The following is a 16954-nucleotide window of genomic DNA, read 5'->3' as shown; positions in this document are numbered from 1 at the left end:
CAGGCACGACGAAAGAGGCCGAGGCGAGGACGCTTCGGCCTCTTTGCACGTGTCAGGGGTCGCGTCGGGCGACTCCGCCGACGATGGTCCAGCCCGCCGGGGCCAGTTCGTCCACCGGCTGCTCGGGGCGCCAGGCGCGCACGTCGACCAGGCCCGGCTCCAGCAGCTCGAACCCGTCGAAGAACCGCGTGATCTCCGCCCGCGTCCGAGGCGTCAGCATCGCCCCCGCCATCCGGAACCCCTGCTGCGCCACCGCCTTCACCTCGGGCGGCGACTCGTCGGCGGTGTGCGAGACGACCAGGTGGCTCCCGGGAGGGAGCCTGTCCCCCAGCCGGCGCACGATGCCGTGCGCGTCCTCCTCGTCGGAGACGAAGTGCAGCACCGCCACCATGAGCACGGCGATCGGCCGTTTGAAGTCGAGGAAGGCGTTGACGCGCGGGGCCTCGAGGATCCGTCCCGGTTTGCGCACGTCTCCCTGGAAGGTCATGACGTTGCCGGTCCCGCCGCGTTCCAGGAGCGCCTGGCTGTGGCGGATCACCGTGGGGTCGAGGTCGACGTAGACGACGCGGGCGTCGGGGTTGGCCGCCTGGGCGACCTCGTGCACGTTGCGCTGCGTCGGCAGCCCCGAGCCGATGTCGAGGAACTGGGTGATCCCGGCCTCGCCGGCCAGGTGGGTGACCACCCTGCCGAGGAAGGCGCGGTTGGCCAGGGCCGTGTTCCTGGCGGCGGGGTTGGACTGGAGCATTTTGTCCGCGGCCGCTCGGTCGGCGGGGTAATTGTCCCGCCCGCCCAGGATGTAGTCGTAGATTCGGGCGCCATTGGGGGTCCAGGTGTCGATGCCGCCGGGCGTCGATTCCCTTTCGCGCATACTCGACCCTTTCTGCACGAATTGCTCCGCCAGCATAACTCCCGGTTCAACCGCGGAGGAGGCCCGCCGATGAGCGGTGCACATCCATACCTGTCTTGACGCATCCTTGATGCCTCCCCCATACGCCATCCCTACGCCCCGTCAGTAGCGTGCCTAGCTGTCACTCGACCGACGTGGAGGTGCCGGATGGCCGGCCTGGATCATCCCGTCTCGACGCCGGAGCCGGCGTTGAGGCGCTGGCTCCTGAAGGGGCTGCAACGCCCCGAGGGGCTGGTGGGCGGGTCCGCCGAGGAGCAGCCGCCCGACCACCAGCACTCCTGGTGGCAGGTCATGTGCCTGACGGGTGTCGACTACTTCTCCACGCTCGGTTACCAGCCGGGCATCGCCGCGCTGGCGGCCGGGGCGCTCAGCCCGATCGCCACGCTCGTCCTGGTCGCGCTGACCCTGTTCGGCGCGCTGCCGACCTACCGGGCCGTCGCCGAGCAGAGCCCGCACGGGCTCGGCTCGTTGTCGATGCTGGAGCGCCTGCTGCCCGGGTGGCGGGGCAAGCTGCTGGTGCTCTTCCTGCTCGGGTTCGTGGCGACCGCCTTCATCGTCACCATCACGCTGTCGGCGGCCGACGCGACCGCGCACATCCTGCACAACCCGTTCGTGCCGCACTTCCTGTCGACCTGGCAGGTGCCGGTCACGCTGGTGCTGATCGCCGCGCTGGGCGGCGTCTTCCTGGCGGGCTTCAGCGAGGCGATCTCGATCGCGGTGGTCCTGGTGGCCGTCTACCTGGCGCTCAACGTCGTCGTCGTGGGGGTCGCGCTCCAGCACGTCCTGGTGGCGCCGAACCTGGTCACCAGCTGGCAGGACAGCCTGACGGCCGACTACTCCAGCCCGATCGCGATGGTCGCCGTCGCGTTGTACGTGATGCCGAAACTCGCCCTGGGCCTGTCGGGCTTCGAGACGGGCGTGGCGGTGATGCCGCTGGTCAAGGGCACGCTCCCGGAGCGGATCAAGGGCGCGCGCAAGCTGCTGACGACCGCGGCGCTCATCATGAGCGTCTTCCTGATCAGCTCCAGCTTCGCCACCACCGTGCTGATCCCGGCGGAGGAGTTCGCCGAGGGCGGCTCGGCCAACGGCCGGGCCCTGGCCTACCTGGCCCACCTCTACCTGGGCGACTGGTTCGGCACCGCCTACGACCTGTCGACGATCGCGATCCTGTGGTTCGCCGGCGCGTCGGCGCTGGCAGGGCTGCTCAACATCGTCCCGCGTTACCTGCCCAGGTACGGCATGGCGCCCGACTGGACCCGTGCCGCCCGTCCGATGGTGCTCGTGTTCACCGTCATCGCGTTCGTCATCACCCTGGTGTTCGGCGCCGAGGTCGAGGCGCAGGGCGGCGCGTACGCCACGGGCGTGCTGGCACTGATCCTCTCGGCCGCCGTCGCCGTCGCGCTCTCGGCCTGGACCAGGCGCACGATCAAGGCGGCGGTCTTCTTCGGCGCCGTCACGCTGATCTTCGCCTACGCCACCGTGGCCAACATCATCGAGCGCCCCGACGGCCTGGTGATCGCGCTGCTGTTCGTCCTGGCGATCGTGGTCATCTCGCTGGTCTCGCGTGCCACCCGCTCGACCGAGTTGCGTGTCACCCGCATCACCCTCGACGAGACGGCCAGGCGTTTCATCAACGAGGCGGGCGAGATCTACCTGGTGGCCAACGAGCCGCACAGCCGCGACGCCAAGGAGTACGTCGACAAGGCACGCGAGGCCTGGGAGCTGCACCGCCTGCGCACCAAGGAGGGCCTGCTGTTCCTGGAGGTCACCGTGCCCGACGCCTCGGAGTTCGCCGGGGAGCTGCGGGTCTCGGGCGAGGAGCGCCATGGCTTCCGCATCCTGACGATGCAGAGCACCACGGTGGCCAACGCCGTCGCCGCGCTGCTGCTGCATCTGCGCGACCTGACGGGCAAGACGCCGCACGTCTACTTCCACTGGGCCGCCGAGGGCAATCCGATCGGGGCGCTGCTGCGTTACCTGGTCTTCGGCGGGGGTGACATCCCGCCGCTGACCCGGGAGGTCCTGCGCCAGGCCGAACCCGACCCGGCCCGACGGCCCGTGGTGCACGTCGGCTGAGCTTCCCGGCCGGGGACGAGCCCCGGCCGGGAAAAGGTGGCGGCTACCAGTCGCCGCCGTCGTCCTCGAAGATCTCCTCGACCGCCTCGGCGGCCATCATGCCGCCGACGAGGCCCACCGCTCCGGCGGCGGCCACGGTGCCGAGGCCGGAGCCGTGGTGCCCGTGGTGCCCGTGGTGGCCCGGCTCGTGACCGTGCCCCGCGAAGCCGTACTGCGACAGGCCCGAGAGCCAGCGCCCGATCTCGCTGGCCCAGTCGAGCTGCAGCGCCTGCTCGTGGCTGAGGTCGAAGCGCCCGATGGCGTCGCCTCCGCCGTACCGGCCGGCGCGCTTGTCGGCCTCCAGGACCACCACCAGCCGGTCGGCGTCGGCGACGAAGGTCAGCTCGACCTCGTTGATCGTGGCGGAGTACTGCGGGGAGGGGTAGAACTCGATCTCCTGGTAGAACGGCAGTTGCTGCCGCACGCCGTGGATGCGGCCCACCTCCAGGTCGGCCGACTTGAAGTGGAAGCCGAGCTGCCCGAAGGCCTGCAGGACCCGCTCCTGCGACGGCAGCGGCGCGACCGCGAACGGGTCGAGGTCGCCCTTGTCGACCGCCTTGGCGATGGCCAGCTCGGTGCGCACCCCGAGCGCCATCCCCTTCAACGGCTTGCCGCCGACCTCGCTGATGGGCAGTTCGTACGGCAGGCCGAACTGGAAGGGCAGCACCCGCTCCTCGCCCTTGCGCAGCGTGAACGGCCCGGAGACCTCCGAGCGGAAGAACTCGTCGAGCCCGCCGACCTCACCGCCGTCGTGTTCGAGCTCCACCCGGGCGACCAGGCCCAGCGTGATGTGCTCGATCTCGGCGTCGAAGTCGCCGCCCTTGAGTTTGACCTCGCCGGACAGCAGCCCACCCGGCTGGACGCTCCGCGTGGACAGCACCGTGTCCACGCTGGGTCCGCCGACGCCGAGGGCACCGAGCATGCGCTTGAAGATCACGTTTTCCTCTTCCGAATCGAGTGTGCTGAGCATCAAACGATCATTGAGGGGTGGGGGTTCCCAGCTTAGGCCGCGCAGGCGTACCCCGTGGGCAACTGGCTGTTGCCGCTGGGGCGCGAGGCCTGGAAGCCGAAGGAGGTGCTCTGGCCGGGCGCCACGGTGCCGTTGTAGGCGAGGTTCTTGGCGGTGACGGTCTGGCCGCTGACGGTGACGGCGGCGTTCCAGTAGCCGGTGACGGCGTGTCCGGCGGGCAGGGTGAAGGTCACCGTCCAGCCGTTCAGCGTGCTCGTGCCGGGGTTGGCGACGGTGACGGGCTGCACGACGTAGCCGGTGCTCCACTGCGTCTGGACGGTGGCCGCGGCCGTGCAGCCGCCGCCGGTGCCGCCTGGCTGGGTGGTGAAGGCGGCGAGGCCGGAGGGTTGCGACAGGTTGCCCGCTCCGTCCCGGGCGCGCACGTAGACCTGGTAGGCGGTGGCGGGCGTGAGCCCGGTGAGCGTGAGCGAGGGTGTGGTGGTGCTGCCGAGCAGCTGGTCGGTGCCGCCCATCTCGCGGTAGACGTCGTAGCCGGCCAGCCCTGAGCCGCCGGAGTCGGTCGACGGCGTCCAGGTCAGGGTCGCGCCCGTGGAGGAGAGGCTGCCAGGCGTCGGGGTTCCCGGCGTGGTCGGCGGGGTGGTGTCAGTGGTGCCGCCGCCCAGGGCAGCGGTGAGCGCGGGGTACCAGCGGTCGGAGATCTTCTGGTCGCCCGCGGCGTTGGGGTGCACTCCGTCGTAGGTGTCGGCGCTCGTGCTGAAGCCGGTCCACTGGTCGACCACGGTGATCGGCGACTGCGCGGTGGTGTTGGCAGCGGCCCAGGCGGGGACGGCGGCGTTGAAGTTCACGGCCCGCTGGGCGCAGGCGGAGCACTGCGACGGGTTCATCGGGATGATCTGGGCGACCAGGATCTTCATGCTCGGGTTGCTCGCGCGCATCTGGCCCACGAGCGTGGTGAACGCGCCGAGGATCGTCGCGGGCGCGATGTTGCTCCAGACGTCGTTGGTGCCCAGGTGCATCACCACGATGTCGGGGGTGGTGGCCGCCAGCCACGGGACCAGCTGGTTCTGGGCGGCGATGTTGGTCGCCAGGTATCCCCCGTGGCCCTCGTTGTCGCCGTCGTGGGCGACGCCGCATCCCTGGGTGGGCAGGGTGCCCACGAAGTCGATGTTCGTGTGGCCGGTGCTCTGCAGCCGGTTCCACAGCAGCGCCCGCCAGCAGCCGGGAGAGCCGGTGATCGAGTCTCCCAGCGGCATGATCCGCACGGGCGCCGCGTGGGCGGGGGTGGCGTACAGGAGGGTGCCGAGGATTGCCAGCAGGAGCGGCAGGACGACCGCGCGCGTTCGCATGGGGCCATGGTCGAGTCTGCCCGCCCGCCCTGCCCAGGGTGCGCGGACCCCGACGGGCGGGCCCTGGGCGGCACCCTCGGAAAACACGGCGGGCGATCATGTAACTTTCATCAGCGCTCGTCGACGACCTGGCCGTTCTGGGCGGTGGCGCTCCGGGTGAGCGCCATCGTCAGCGGCGCCTCCGCGAACGAGGGCAGGTCGGCGAAGGCGGCGCCCATCTGCGCGCCGTCCTCCCAGTGCCAGGTGTCGCGGTAGGTGCCGTCGTCGAGCTTGATGAGCTGGGCGAAGGCCAGGCCGGGGTGGGTTTCGCGGATCGTGCCGATGAGCGAGGCCCGGCGGGCCAGGAACTCCTGCAGGTCGGCGGCGTCGACGGAGTAGGTGTGGGTGCGGACGACAGACATGGTGGTTCCTCTTTCCTTCGAGGTCACGGTTGGTGTGAGATCAGACTGTCTGCCCGAATTGATAGATTCACGATGCTTCAACGATGGGAGGACGATCCGTGGAGATCCGCTTTTCGCTCCTGGGTCCGGTGCAGGTCACCGTGGACGGCGAACCGGTGCCGGGCGTCGCTCCCAGGCACCGGGCGGTGCTCGCCTACCTGCTGATCAACGCCGGGCGGGTGATCAGCCTGGAGAAGCTGATCGACGCGATGTGGGGCTACGACCAGCCCGACACCGCCAGGTCCCAGATCCATGCCGCGATCACCGCGCTGCGCAGGGCCTTTCGTGGGGTCGACCTCATCGTGACGCGGTCGGGCGGCTACGTCGCCCAGCCCGAGCCGGGCCAGCTCGACGTGCAGGTCTTCACCGACCTGGTCGCCGAGGGCCGCTTCCGCGAGGCGCTGGAGTTGTGGACCGGCGAGGCGCTGGCCGACGTGAGCGCCAACTACGCCCAGGGCGCGCGGGCACTGCTCGACGACCGGCGGCTGACCGCGATCGAGCGGCTCATGGACGCCGAGCTCGCCGCGGGACGCCATCGCGAGGTGCTCGACGAGCTGGCCGACCACGTCGCCGCCAACCCGCTGCGCGAACGGCTCGTCGGCCACCTGGTGCTGGCCCTGCACCGTTCGGGACGCCAGGCCGACGCCCTGGCCGCCGCCCGCTCCTACCGTACGGCTCTGGCCGACGAGCAGGGGCTCGACCCCGGCCACGCCTTCGCCGAGCTGGAGCAGGCCGTGCTGGCCGACGACCCCAAGCTCAAGCTCGCACCCGCCGCCGAGGCGCTCGCGCCCCCGGCCAGGGAGCGCACCCGCTCCAGCTTCCTGCCCTACGACATCCCCGACTTCGCCGGGCGCGGCGCCGAGCTCGACCGGCTGGTCGCCGCCGACCAGCACCCGATCGTCACCATCGACGGCATGGCGGGCATCGGCAAGACGACGCTGGCCGTACGCGCGGCGCACAGCCTGGCCGGCCGGTTCCCCGACGGCCAGCTCTTCATCGACCTGCGCGCGCACACCGCGGGCCAGGAGCCCGTGCCCGCCGCGGCCGCCCTGGAGGCGCTGCTGCGCCAGCTCGGCCTGACCGACATCCCGACGACCGAGGCCGAGCGCAGCGCCCTGTGGCGGACCGAGCTGGCGCAGCGCCGCATCATCGCCGTCATCGACAACGCCGCGGACGACGAGCACGTGCGCCCGCTGCTCCCCGGCGTGTCGAGCAGCCTCCTGCTGATCACCAGCCGACGTCGCCTGGTCGGCCTCGACGGGGCGCACGCGCTCTCGGTCGACGTGCTGGCGGAGGACGACGCGGCCGCGCTGTTCCAGGGCATCGTCGGCGAGCGGGCGGAGGCCGAGCCCGAGGCCGTGCGCGAGGTGCTGGAGTTGTGCGGCTACCTGCCGCTGGCGATCAGGATCTGCGCGGCCCGCCTGCAGCACCGCCCCCGCTGGACGGTCTCCTACCTGGCCGGACGCCTGAACGACGAGCGCAGGCGGCTCACCGAGCTGTCGATGTCGGACCGGAGCGTGGCGGCGGCCTTCACCGTCTCCTACGAGCAGCTCGACGACACCGAGCAGCGCATGTTCCGGCTGCTCGGGCGGGCGCCGGGCCGCGACATCGAGCCGCACGCGGCCGCCGCGCTGGCGGACATCTCCGTCTTCGACGCCGAGGACCTGCTGGAGAACCTCCTCGACGCGCACATGCTCCTGCAGCGCGAGCCCGGCCGCTACACCCTGCACGACCTGCTGCGCGAGCACGCCCGCGACCTGGCCAAGGGGGAAGGCGTCCACGCGGACGGCGACGGCGACGCGCTCATGCGGCTGCTGGTGCACTACCTGCACCGCTCGCGGTCGGCGGTCAAGCAGCTGTTCCCGCACAGCGTGCCCGACCGGCCGCACATGCCGCCCGTGCTCACCCCGTTCGAGCCGATCGCCGACGGGGTGGAGGCCATCGGCTGGCTCGACGCCGAACGCTCCAACATCGTCGCGACCGTGATCCACGGTCCCAAGGTGTGCATCAGCCACCTCGCGGTCGCCATGAGCCCCTACCTGGACCGCCAGGCCCACCACGACGACGCCCTGACCCTGCACACCGTCGCGCTGGAGCGGGCCCGCGCCCTGGGCGAGCGCGCGATGCCGCCGGGGCGCGCGATGTCCGACCTGTCGTGGACCTACTGGCGCCGCGGCGACTACGAGCAGTCGGAGAGCTTCGCCCACGAGGCGCTGGCCGCCTGCGACGACCCCAGCGAGAGGTCGCTGGCGCTCAACGCCCTGGGCAACGTGGCCTGGCGCCGACGCGAGAGCGCGACGGCGGAGAAGCACCTGAAGGAGGCCCTCGACCTGACCCGCATCGCCGGCGACTGGTCGCGTGAGGGCTTCGTCCTGGGCGACCTCGGCATGATCCTCGACCAGATGGGCCGTCCCGCCGAAGCGCAGCGCCACCTGGACCTGGCCCTCGCGCTGCACCGCAAGGAGCGCAACGCGGTGGGCGAGGCCAGGGTGCTCAACCAGCTCGGCTCGGTCCTGCGCCACCAGGGCCAGCCGGAGCAGGCGATGGAGCGCCACCGCCGGGCCGGCGAGATCTACCGCGAGGTGGGCAACAGCAGCGACGCCGCCTCGGCCTTCAACGGGATGGGCGAGGCGGCGCTGGCGCTGGGCGACGCCGCGCGGGCGGTCGAGGAGCACACCAGGGCGCTGGAGGGAGCGACGCGCGACCGGCCGGAGCAGGCCCGCGCGCACGAGGGCCTGGCCCGTGCCCACCTGAGCCTCGGCCAGGAGGATCAGGCACGCGAGCACGGCCAGGCCGCCCTGCGGTTGTACGAGGAGCTGGGCGTTCCCGAGTCCGACGAGGTGCGCGCGTTCCTCGCCGCGGGCCTCGGTTAGGCCGTGCGGGTGGCGCGGCCCCCGCGCGGCCACGCCACGGCTCCGCCGTACCTCTTGAGCAGTCCGTAGGTCTTCCACGGGCTCGAGCTGACGAACTCCTTGTAGGCCACCGCCCACCGCCCGGTGAGGTGGAGGCCGCGGGGGGTGTCGTCGGGCCGGGTGAACTGGATGACGCCGTCGCGGCGCCCCAGGCTGACGGGCTGGTGGATGTAGCCGAACCGGAAGGGCTTGGGCTGCCTGCCCGTCACCTGCCTGGCGACCGCGTCGGCGGCGTGCGCGGCGGTCGGGATGCCGCTCTGGCAGGTGCCGTGGATCACCCCGTACGGCTGGCGGATCGCGGCGGCGTCACCCACCGCGTAGACCTCGGGGTGCGACACCGAGCGCAGCGTCTCGTCGACCACGATCCTGCCGCGCTCGTCGACGGTCAGGCCCGCCTGCGCCGCCATGGGCGACACCCGGGTCCCGGTGGTCCACAGGGTGGCGCCGGTATCGATCCGCTCGCCGTCGGCCAGCTCGACCGCGTCGGGCAGCACCTTGGCGATCTCCACGCCCGTCCTGACCTCGACGCCGAGCCGCTTGAGCCCCGCGTGGAGGTAGGCACGCGCCTTCTCGCCCATCATCGAGCCGGGCACGTCCCGGCTGAGCAGCAAGACCTGCAGGCCGGGGTGGGTCTCGGCGATCTCGGCGGCCGACTCGACGCCGGTCAGGCCCCCGCCGCCGACCACCACGCTGTCCACCGTCGTGAGCCGCTCGGCCAGCCGCCGCGCCTCGGCGGCGGTGTTGAGGGTGTAGGCGTTCTCGTCCACGCCGGGCACGGTCGCGATGTCCGTCACGCTGCCGAGCGCGTAGACGAGGATGTCGTAGGCGACGCCGCGCCCGCCGTCGAGGTGCGCGACGCGGGCGTCCAGGTCGATCCCGCTCACCCAGCCCTGGACGAACTCGATGCCCGTCCCGGCCACCATGTCGGGGATCTGCAGGTTCTTCAGCTCCTGGCCCGCGGCCGTCTGGTGCAGCCGCAGCCGCTCGGTGAAGCGCGTCTCGGGGTTGACCAGGGTGATCTGGACGTCCTTCCGGCGCAGCCGCCGGGCCGTGGCCATCGCGGCCGTCATGCCGGTGTAGCCCGCTCCCAGGATCACAATCCGCTGTGCCATCGTCCTGTCCCTTCTAGGTGTTTGACCCAGAGGACGTAACGTGTGACGGCGAAAGTGACATGGCCTCGATGTGAGCTACGTCACAGGCGTGGCGTCCAGTCCAGTTCGCGTTCCGCCTTCTTCCCTGAGACCCGCAGGGTGGTGTCGATCATCAGGGTGCCCAGGTAGGGGACCATGAGGCGGAGCATCCAACCGGGCAACCGCAACGCCCGCTCGCGCTCCCCCCACGTCGCGTGGCGGCGGTCGACGATGTTGTAGGCCTGCCCGCCGCGCCCGCGTTCCAGGGCCGCCACGGTGGCCGCCGCCGCGTCGTCGACGTGGACCCACGGGACCGTCCCGCCACCGCCGCGCGGCACCGGCGTCGGCCTGGCGCCAGGGGCGGGGTCGAACCACGTGCCCGGACCGTGGAAGACGCCGTAGCGCAGCGCGATGCCGCCCGCGGCGAGAGCCTGCTCCTCGGTCGAGACCAGCCCGTCGACGACGATGTCGCCGGGGTTGCCGTGCTTGACGCCGAACGGGTCGTCCTCGGTGAAGACGCGGGAGCCGTGGTCGGCGTAGCCGTACCCCAGGACCAGCGACTGCGTGAGGAACCGGTCGGCGCCGAGTACCTTGGCGGCCTCCAGCAGGTGGGCGGTGCCCTCCACACGCAGCCGGGTGCTGGGGTCGTCGGGGGTCAGCGTGCGCTTGGGCGCCTTCAGCGCGGTCAGCTCGTGGATGACCGCGTCGGCGCTCATGCCGTCGACGGCTCGCAGGAGCCCGTCGCGGTCCATGGCGTCGGCCATGACCGGCCGGGCACCCAGGTCACGGGCGGCCGCGGCCGACCTGTCGCTGCGGGAGAGGGCGAGCACCTCGTGCCCGGCGGTGGACAGCAACCTGGTGAGCGGACGGCCGATGGCCCCCGTGGCGCCCGCGAGCAGAATTCTCATAGTGGACCTGACGAGCGGGCCTCCCCGGATGTGACAACCGCCGGGCGAAGGCCGCGCACCGAGACGCCCACGGTGGCGGCCAGCATGATCACCCCCGACAACACGCCGCTGACGACAGGCACCCAGGCCACCGCACCCAGGGCCGCCACGGCGAACCCGGCCACGCCGAGGAGGCTGAGAACCGCCGCCGGCACGTACAGGCGCGGCTCCTTCCAGGAGATCGCGATGGGCACGAAGTGCAGGCCCACAACGAGCGCTACCCAGGCCACGTTCACCTCGGCGGGCACGCCCATGGCGCCGAGCACCCTGATGCCGCCGATCAGCAGGATCACCTCGGCGATGACGGCCCACCAGTAGCCCTTGGTGAAGAAGGTGCGCCGCGGCTGCGAGGGTGCCGCTCCCGTGCGCGCCTGCCGTACGGCCAGGAACCACATCACCAGGACGCTCGCCGCGGCCGCGATGGCGGCGATCCGCAGGACGGTCACCACCGCAGGGTCCAGGGGCTCACCCGCGTTCACGACGACGAAGACCGCGCCGAACACGGCGCCCACCAACATTCCGTTCATGTGCATACCGCCCATTGAAGCCGGGCCGAATCTTCCGTCGCGCGGGGGCTGGGGCGAGGTCCGGGTAGGCCTGGCCCTACCCCGCGACGCCCTTGAGGAAGGCCGCCGCGGCCAGCACCCGCCGGTTGTCGTCAGGGGTGGCGGGGATCTCCAGCTTGGTGAAGATGCTCGCCACGTGCTTGCCGACGGCCGCCTCGGAGATCGACAACGCGCGCCCGATCGCGCCGTTGGAGCGGCCCTCCGCGATGAGGGCCAGCACTTCCAGCTCGCGGGCGCTGAGCCGCTGGACCGGCTTGAGCATCTCGGTGACCTCCGTCGACCTGGCCCAGGTCTGCTCGAACAGGTCGATGAGGGCGGCCAGGATGCCCTGCTGCCGGATGACCAGGGCTCCGGGCGATCCCGCCACGGGGGCCAGGCGCAGGATCGCCACGGCGCAATCGAAGATCAGCATCTGCTGGACCTGCTCGGCGATGACCCGGTGCTCGTCGCCGGCGGCGTGCAGGGTGCGGACGCGGTCGAGCCGCACGGGGTCGCGCAGCAGGCTCTCGTGCACGATGGTGCGCATCTTCATGCCGCGGCGCAGCGCGTCGAGCACCTGGCCCCGGTTGGCCCGCTCGACCCGGCCCTGGTGCGTGGGGCCGCCCGCGTGCATGGCGCGCAGTTCCTGCGCGGTCTGCGCCAGGTCCACGGCGAGTTTCCCGACGGCCAGGTTGTCGGAGACCAGCTGGACCTCGCGGTGGATCGTCGTGATGCCGCGCAGCTCCTCCAGCATCTCCTCGAGGCGTCTGGCCAGGTCATCCTCATACTCCACCTCAAGAAGTATGCCCCATTATGCGAGGCTTTCTCGGTGCGGTTCTCCCTTCTTGGCCCGGTTCAGGCTCTCTCGGACGACACCACCCCGATCGACATCGGCGGGGCACGGCTGCGCATGCTGCTGGCCCGGCTGGTCCTGGAGGCCGGCCGTCCCGTGTCCGCGGAGTCGCTGATCGACGATCTGTGGGGCGAGGAAGCACCGGCCGGGGCCGTCAGCGCGTTGCAGGGCCTGGTCTCCCGGCTGCGCAGGGCCCTGGGCGGCGCGGGCGCCGTCGAGCTGGTCGCGGGCGGCTACCGGGTGCTGGGCGAGAGCGACGTGCGGCGGTTCGAGGAGCTGGCCGCGCGCGGGCGACGCGACCTGGCGGCCGGGCGGCCCCAGGAAGCGGCCGCCACGCTGGCCCAGGCCCTCGGGTTGTGGCGCGGACCGGCGCTGGCCGACGTCCAGGAGGCGCCCTTCGCCGGACCCGTCGCCACCCGGCTCGCCGACCTGCGCGCCTCCGCACTGGAGGACAGCTTCGACGCCGAGGTCAGGCTGGGCAGGCACGCGGAGGTGCTGCCCGACCTGAACGCCGCCGCGATCGAGCACCCACTGAGCGAACGCCTGGCCGAGCTGCGCATGCGCGCCCTGGCGGCGGCCGGACGGCAGTCCGACGCCCTGACCGCCTATGCCGAGATCCGCGACCGGCTGGGCGACGAGCTGGGCGTCGACCCCTCGCCCGCCATCCAGGAGGTCCACCTGGCCCTGCTGCGCGGCGAGCTGGAACGGCCCGTCGCCCAGGCCCAGGCGGTGCCCAGCAGGCTCCCCGCCCGGCTCACCAGCTTCGTCGGCCGTGAGCGCGAGCTCGGGCAGCTGGCCGGGCTCCTGGGCTCGTCGCGCCTGGTGACCGTGGTCGGCCCCGGCGGAGCGGGCAAGACCAGGCTGGCGCTGGAGGCGGCCGGCCGGCACCCCGCCCACGAGCGCGGCCGTGTGTGGTTCGTCGGCCTGGCCGGCGTCGGCGCGCCCGACCAGCTCGGCGACACCGTGCTGAGCGCGCTCAGCTCCCTGGACGAAAGCGGCTCCGCCGGCGGCACCCATGCCGACCGCATCGCCCAGCTGCTCGACGTCGGCGAGGCCGTCCTGGTCCTGGACAACTGCGAGCACCTGGTCGAGGCCGCCGCCGAGCTGGCCGAGCAGCTCCTGGCCAGACGGCCGGAACTGCGCATCCTGGCCACCAGCCGGGAGCCGCTGGCCATCATCGGCGAGGCGCTGTGCCACCTGGGCCCGCTGGAGCTGCCGAGCACGCCCGCCGAGGCGGCGCAGTCGGCGGCCGTCCGCCTCTTCGTGGAACGCGCCGCCGGGGTGCGGCCCGACTTCACGCTCGACGCGGAGACCGTCGAACCGGTGGTGGAGATCTGCTGGCGGCTCGACGGGCTGCCGCTGGCCCTGGAACTGGCCGCCGCCAAGCTGCGCGCCATGAACGTGGGGCAGATCGCCCGCCGCCTCGACGACCGCTTCCGCCTGCTGACCTCGGGCAGCCGCACCGCGCTCCCCCGCCAGCGCACCCTGCTGGCTGTGGTCGAATGGAGCTGGGACCTGCTCGACGACCTCGAACAGCTCCTCGCGAGCAGGCTCTCGGCCTTCCCCGGCGGCGCGACCCTGGAGAGCCTCGAAGCCGTCTGCGCCGACGAGCGGCTCCCCGCCGACGACGTGCTCTACGTCGCGGGCTCGCTGGTGGAGAAATCGCTGGTCACGCACGACGGCGAGCGTTATCGCATGCTGGAGACGGTCAGGGCGTTCTGCGCGACCAAGCGCACCGAGGATCTGACAGCCCGCTTCCACGACCACTTCCTGGCGCTCGCGGAGGAACACGAGCCGCTGCTGCGCACCGGCGAGCAGCTGCGGGCGATCTCCTTCTTCGAGGCGGAGTACGACAACCTGATCCACGCGCTGCGCACCGCTCCGAGCGCGCGCTTCGTCGGCGCGATGTTCTGGTACTGGGGCCTTCGCGGGCTGAGCAGCCAGTTCGAGAGCTTCCTGGAGTACGGCCACGCCCTGCCGTCGCAGGTGCGAGAGGCGTTCGGCGTCGTCGGCGCCAGGGCAGGCCTGGACTCGGCCGGCGCACGGGAGTTCCACCCCGCGCGGCCGCTGATGCGCATGGCCGAGCTGGCGTTGTCGGACGACCACGCCGACCTGGAGCAGGCGCTGCGATCGCAGGACCCGTGGGTGCGGGCCAGCGCGCACTGGGAGCAGGACTTCGTCCTGGCCGAGCAGGGCGTGCTCCGCAGCGGGCTGGAGGCGCTGCGCGGCTTCGAGGAGGCGGGCGACCGCTGGGGGCTGGTGATGAGCCTGCTGCCGGTGGCGCGCAACCACTCGCTCAAGGCGGAGTACGGCCCGGCCCTCGCGCTGCTCGAACGGGCGGCGATGCTCAGCACCGAGCTGGGCACCGAGGACTACCTGTACCTGTGCCGGGCGAGGCTGGCCAGGGAGCGCAGGCGAAGCGGCGACCTGGAAGGGGCGCTGCGCGACATCCAGTCCGCCTACCGTCAGGCCACCGAACGCGGCCACCGGCGGCTGGAGGTCAACATCCTGGTCGGCCTGGCCAACGTCCAGCGGCTCTCGGGTGAGCTGGACCTGGCCAACCAGACCCTGGACCGGTTGGAGTCGCTGCCGAAAGAGCTGACCGGCGACCTGATCGTGAGCACCCGGCTGGAGAACCGGCTGGCCGAGGGCGAAGCGGAGGAGGCCAGGCGGCTGCTGCCGCTCGCGGTCGCCCCGCAGATCGAAGGCGGATACAGCAACGGGCTGGCCTGGGCGGCCGAACTGCAGGCCGGGGTGCTGGCCCTGGAGGACAGGCCCGAGGAGGCGGCCGAGTCGCTGGGGATGAGCGCGGCCATCCGCGGCGCCTTCGACTACGGCGAGCCGGAGCTGACCGGGCTGCTGGAACGGCTGGCGGGGTTCGAGGAGGCGTTCAGGCGCGGCACCGAGATGCCCCGCCAGACAGCGATAGACCGGCTGACGGTGTCAGCCGGTTCCATCGTCTGAGGGTCATCCGTTGTTCCTCCGGTAGGCCCGCATGGCCAGGGGGAAGAAGACCACGATCATGCCGGCCATCCAGGCCAGCGAGCCGAGCGCCGGTCCGGCGACGTCGCCGCCGTTGAGCAGGCCGCGGGACACGTCGGCCACCAGGCTGACCGGGTTGACGCTCGACCAGGCCTGCAGCCAGCCGGGCATGGTCTGGGTGGGCACGAACACGTTGCTGGCGAAGGTCAGCGGCAGCACCACGATGGTCATCAGGCCCTGCACGGTGGTGGGCGACTTGACCAGCATGCCGAGGAAGACCGACATCCAGGCGAAGCTGAGCGCGAAGCCGACCAGGAAGGCGATGGCGGCCAGGGTGGCGATCGGGTTGGTGTCGATGCGGTAGCCCATGATGTAGGCAAGGATCAGCAGGGTCGCCAGGCAGATCACGTAGCGCACCACGTCCGCGAGCACAGCGCCGATGAGCGGCACCGACCGGCCGATCGGCATGCTGCGGAAGCGGTCGAACATCCCGGTGCTCGCGTCGGTGGTGAGCGAGACGCCGATGCCGATGCTGGCCTGGAAGACCGCCATCACCATGACGCCGGGGACGATCATCTGGACGTAGCCGTCGGTGTCACCGCCGGCGATCGCGCCTCCGAAGAGGTAGACGAACATCAGCAGGGAGATGACGGGGGTCAGGACCACGTCCACCACGGAGATGGGCGACCTGACGAACTTGGTGACGTTACGGCCCGCCAGGGCCAGGCTGTGCCGTACTCCCTGGACCAGACCCAGGCGCAGGGGCGCGGTCGGCAGGCGGTGGGAGGTCACGGGGGTGTCGATCGTCTGGGTGCTCATGCCACTTTCCTCTCGGCGACGTTGGTCAGCGCCAGGAAGACTTCGTCGAGGCTGGGCAGGCGCAGGCCCAGTTCGTCGGCGGCGATGGCGGCCCCGTCCAGGCGGCGGACCAGCGCGGAGACCAGCAGCTGGTCGGCCGCGGGGACGCTCAGGACTCCGGTGTTCTCGTCGCGCTGCGGCGTGTGGCCGGTCAGTTCGGCGAGGATCCCGGCGACGGCGTCGATGTCGCTCGGGAGCGTGGGACGCACCTGGAGGATCTGGCCGCCGATGCGGCGCTTCAGCTCGCCGGGGCGGCCCTCGGCCACCACCTTGCCCTTGTCGATCACGGTGATGCGGTCGGCCAGCTGGTCGGCCTCCTCCAGGTACTGCGTGGTCAGCAGGACCGTGGCGCCGCCGGCGACCAGGTCGCGGACCACCTGCCACAACTCGTTGCGGGTGTGCGGGTCCAGGCCGGTGGTCGGCTCGTCCAGGTAGAGCACCTTGGGGCTGCCCACCAGGCTGGCCGCCAGGTCCAGGCGGCGGCGCATGCCTCCCGAGAAGGTGGCGATCGGGCGGGTGGCCGCCTCGGTCAGCTCGAACCTCTCAAGCAGCTCCCCGGCGCGGGCCTTGGCCTGCCGCTTCGACAGGTTCAGCAACCGGCCCAGCAGGATCAGGTTCTCGGTGCCGGTCAGGGTCTCGTCCACCGAGGCGTACTGACCGGTGAGGCCGATCAGCTGGCGGACCCGCACCGGGTCCTTCACCACGTCGTGCCCGTAGACCGTCGCGCGGCCCGCGTCGGGCCGCAGCAGCGTCCCCAGGATCCTGACCATCGTGGTCTTGCCCGCGCCGTTCGGGCCCAGGACCCCGATCACCTTGCCGGCGGGGACCTCCAGATCCACCCCGGCCAGCGCTGTCATGTCGCCGTACCTCTTGACCAGCCCTTCGGCTGTGATCGCGTTCGTCATGTCCCTTACTGTGGCGGGGGCCGCTGACAGCAGGCAGATATCGA

13 protein-coding genes are annotated in these 16954 nt (G+C 71.8%); 3 read left to right on the top strand and 10 right to left on the bottom strand.

Translation table 11 applies throughout. The features are described from left to right. Positions 1-52: 52 nt before the first annotated feature. Entirely contained in the window at positions 53-868 is an 816-nt protein-coding gene (locus ACIBH1_RS36310; RefSeq protein ID WP_397318549.1) for an SAM-dependent methyltransferase, read from the bottom strand. Between the two features lie 186 nt (positions 869-1054). On the opposite strand from ACIBH1_RS36310, the gene ACIBH1_RS36305 reads away from it, so the two are divergent. Then, positions 1055-2983, top strand: coding sequence for an amino acid transporter (locus ACIBH1_RS36305; RefSeq protein WP_397318548.1), 1929 nt, complete (start codon positions 1055-1057; stop codon positions 2981-2983). A gap of 43 nt (positions 2984-3026) precedes the next feature. Here the strand turns inward: ACIBH1_RS36305 and ACIBH1_RS36300 are convergent, their stop codons facing one another. The 3 genes from ACIBH1_RS36300 to ACIBH1_RS36290 form a co-directional block, all read right to left on the bottom strand. Beyond that, the gene (locus ACIBH1_RS36300) at positions 3027-3992 is read right to left on the bottom strand and encodes a sporulation protein (protein WP_397318547.1); all 966 of its coding nucleotides are present in this window, start codon (positions 3990-3992) and stop codon (positions 3027-3029) included. A 32-nt stretch (positions 3993-4024) separates the two neighbouring features. Continuing rightward, positions 4025-5338, bottom strand: a complete 1314-nt coding sequence (locus tag ACIBH1_RS36295) for a cellulose binding domain-containing protein (protein ID WP_397318546.1) — start codon at positions 5336-5338, stop codon at positions 4025-4027. A gap of 110 nt (positions 5339-5448) precedes the next feature. Next, positions 5449-5739, bottom strand: a complete 291-nt coding sequence (locus tag ACIBH1_RS36290) for a hypothetical protein (RefSeq protein ID WP_397318545.1) — start codon at positions 5737-5739, stop codon at positions 5449-5451. Positions 5740-5837: 98 nt separating this feature from the next. Between ACIBH1_RS36290 and ACIBH1_RS36285 the strand changes: the two genes are divergently transcribed. Further along, positions 5838-8651: a tetratricopeptide repeat protein gene (locus tag ACIBH1_RS36285; RefSeq protein ID WP_397318544.1), complete on the top strand. Its 2814-nt coding sequence runs from the start codon at positions 5838-5840 to the stop codon at positions 8649-8651. Here the strand turns inward: ACIBH1_RS36285 and ACIBH1_RS36280 are convergent. The 4 genes from ACIBH1_RS36280 to ACIBH1_RS36265 form a co-directional block, all read right to left on the bottom strand. Next, complete coding sequence (locus ACIBH1_RS36280) at positions 8648-9802, bottom strand: NAD(P)/FAD-dependent oxidoreductase (RefSeq protein ID WP_397318543.1); 1155 nt, start codon at positions 9800-9802, stop codon at positions 8648-8650. The two genes, ACIBH1_RS36285 and ACIBH1_RS36280, sit on opposite strands and share 4 nt — an antisense overlap. An 80-nt stretch (positions 9803-9882) precedes the next feature. Continuing rightward, positions 9883-10728, bottom strand: coding sequence for an NAD-dependent epimerase/dehydratase family protein (locus ACIBH1_RS36275; protein WP_397318542.1), 846 nt, complete (start codon positions 10726-10728; stop codon positions 9883-9885). Next, on the bottom strand, positions 10725-11294 hold the full coding sequence (locus ACIBH1_RS36270) for a hypothetical protein (protein ID WP_397318541.1): 570 nt from the start codon (positions 11292-11294) through the stop codon (positions 10725-10727). Before ACIBH1_RS36270 ends, ACIBH1_RS36275 begins: the two co-directional genes overlap by 4 nt. 76 nt (positions 11295-11370) lie before the next feature. Further along, a complete protein-coding gene (locus ACIBH1_RS36265) occupies positions 11371-12105 on the bottom strand; it encodes a LuxR C-terminal-related transcriptional regulator (protein ID WP_397318540.1) in 735 nt (244 codons plus the stop codon). Between the two features lie 36 nt (positions 12106-12141). Between ACIBH1_RS36265 and ACIBH1_RS36260 the strand changes: the two genes are divergently transcribed. Then, on the top strand, positions 12142-15129 hold the full coding sequence (locus ACIBH1_RS36260) for a BTAD domain-containing putative transcriptional regulator (RefSeq protein ID WP_397318538.1): 2988 nt from the start codon (positions 12142-12144) through the stop codon (positions 15127-15129). Positions 15130-15132: 3 nt separating this feature from the next. Here ACIBH1_RS36260 and ACIBH1_RS36255 read toward each other — a convergent pair whose 3' ends face one another. Together ACIBH1_RS36255 and ACIBH1_RS36250 are read right to left on the bottom strand one after the other, a co-directional pair. Further along, positions 15133-15966 (bottom strand): ABC transporter permease, encoded by an 834-nt coding sequence (locus tag ACIBH1_RS36255; RefSeq protein ID WP_397318537.1) that lies wholly within the window; start codon positions 15964-15966, stop codon positions 15133-15135. Continuing rightward, positions 15963-16910, bottom strand: coding sequence for an ATP-binding cassette domain-containing protein (locus tag ACIBH1_RS36250; RefSeq protein ID WP_397318536.1), 948 nt, complete (start codon positions 16908-16910; stop codon positions 15963-15965). The genes ACIBH1_RS36255 and ACIBH1_RS36250 overlap by 4 nt, the downstream gene beginning before the upstream one ends. Positions 16911-16954: the final 44 nt, after the last annotated feature.

The organism is Nonomuraea sp. NPDC050663, assembly GCF_044456985.1.
Taxonomy (GTDB): domain Bacteria; phylum Actinomycetota; class Actinomycetes; order Streptosporangiales; family Streptosporangiaceae; genus Nonomuraea.
Note: the sequence above shows the minus strand (reverse complement) of the source record. Positions and strands in the feature narration are given on the sequence as shown.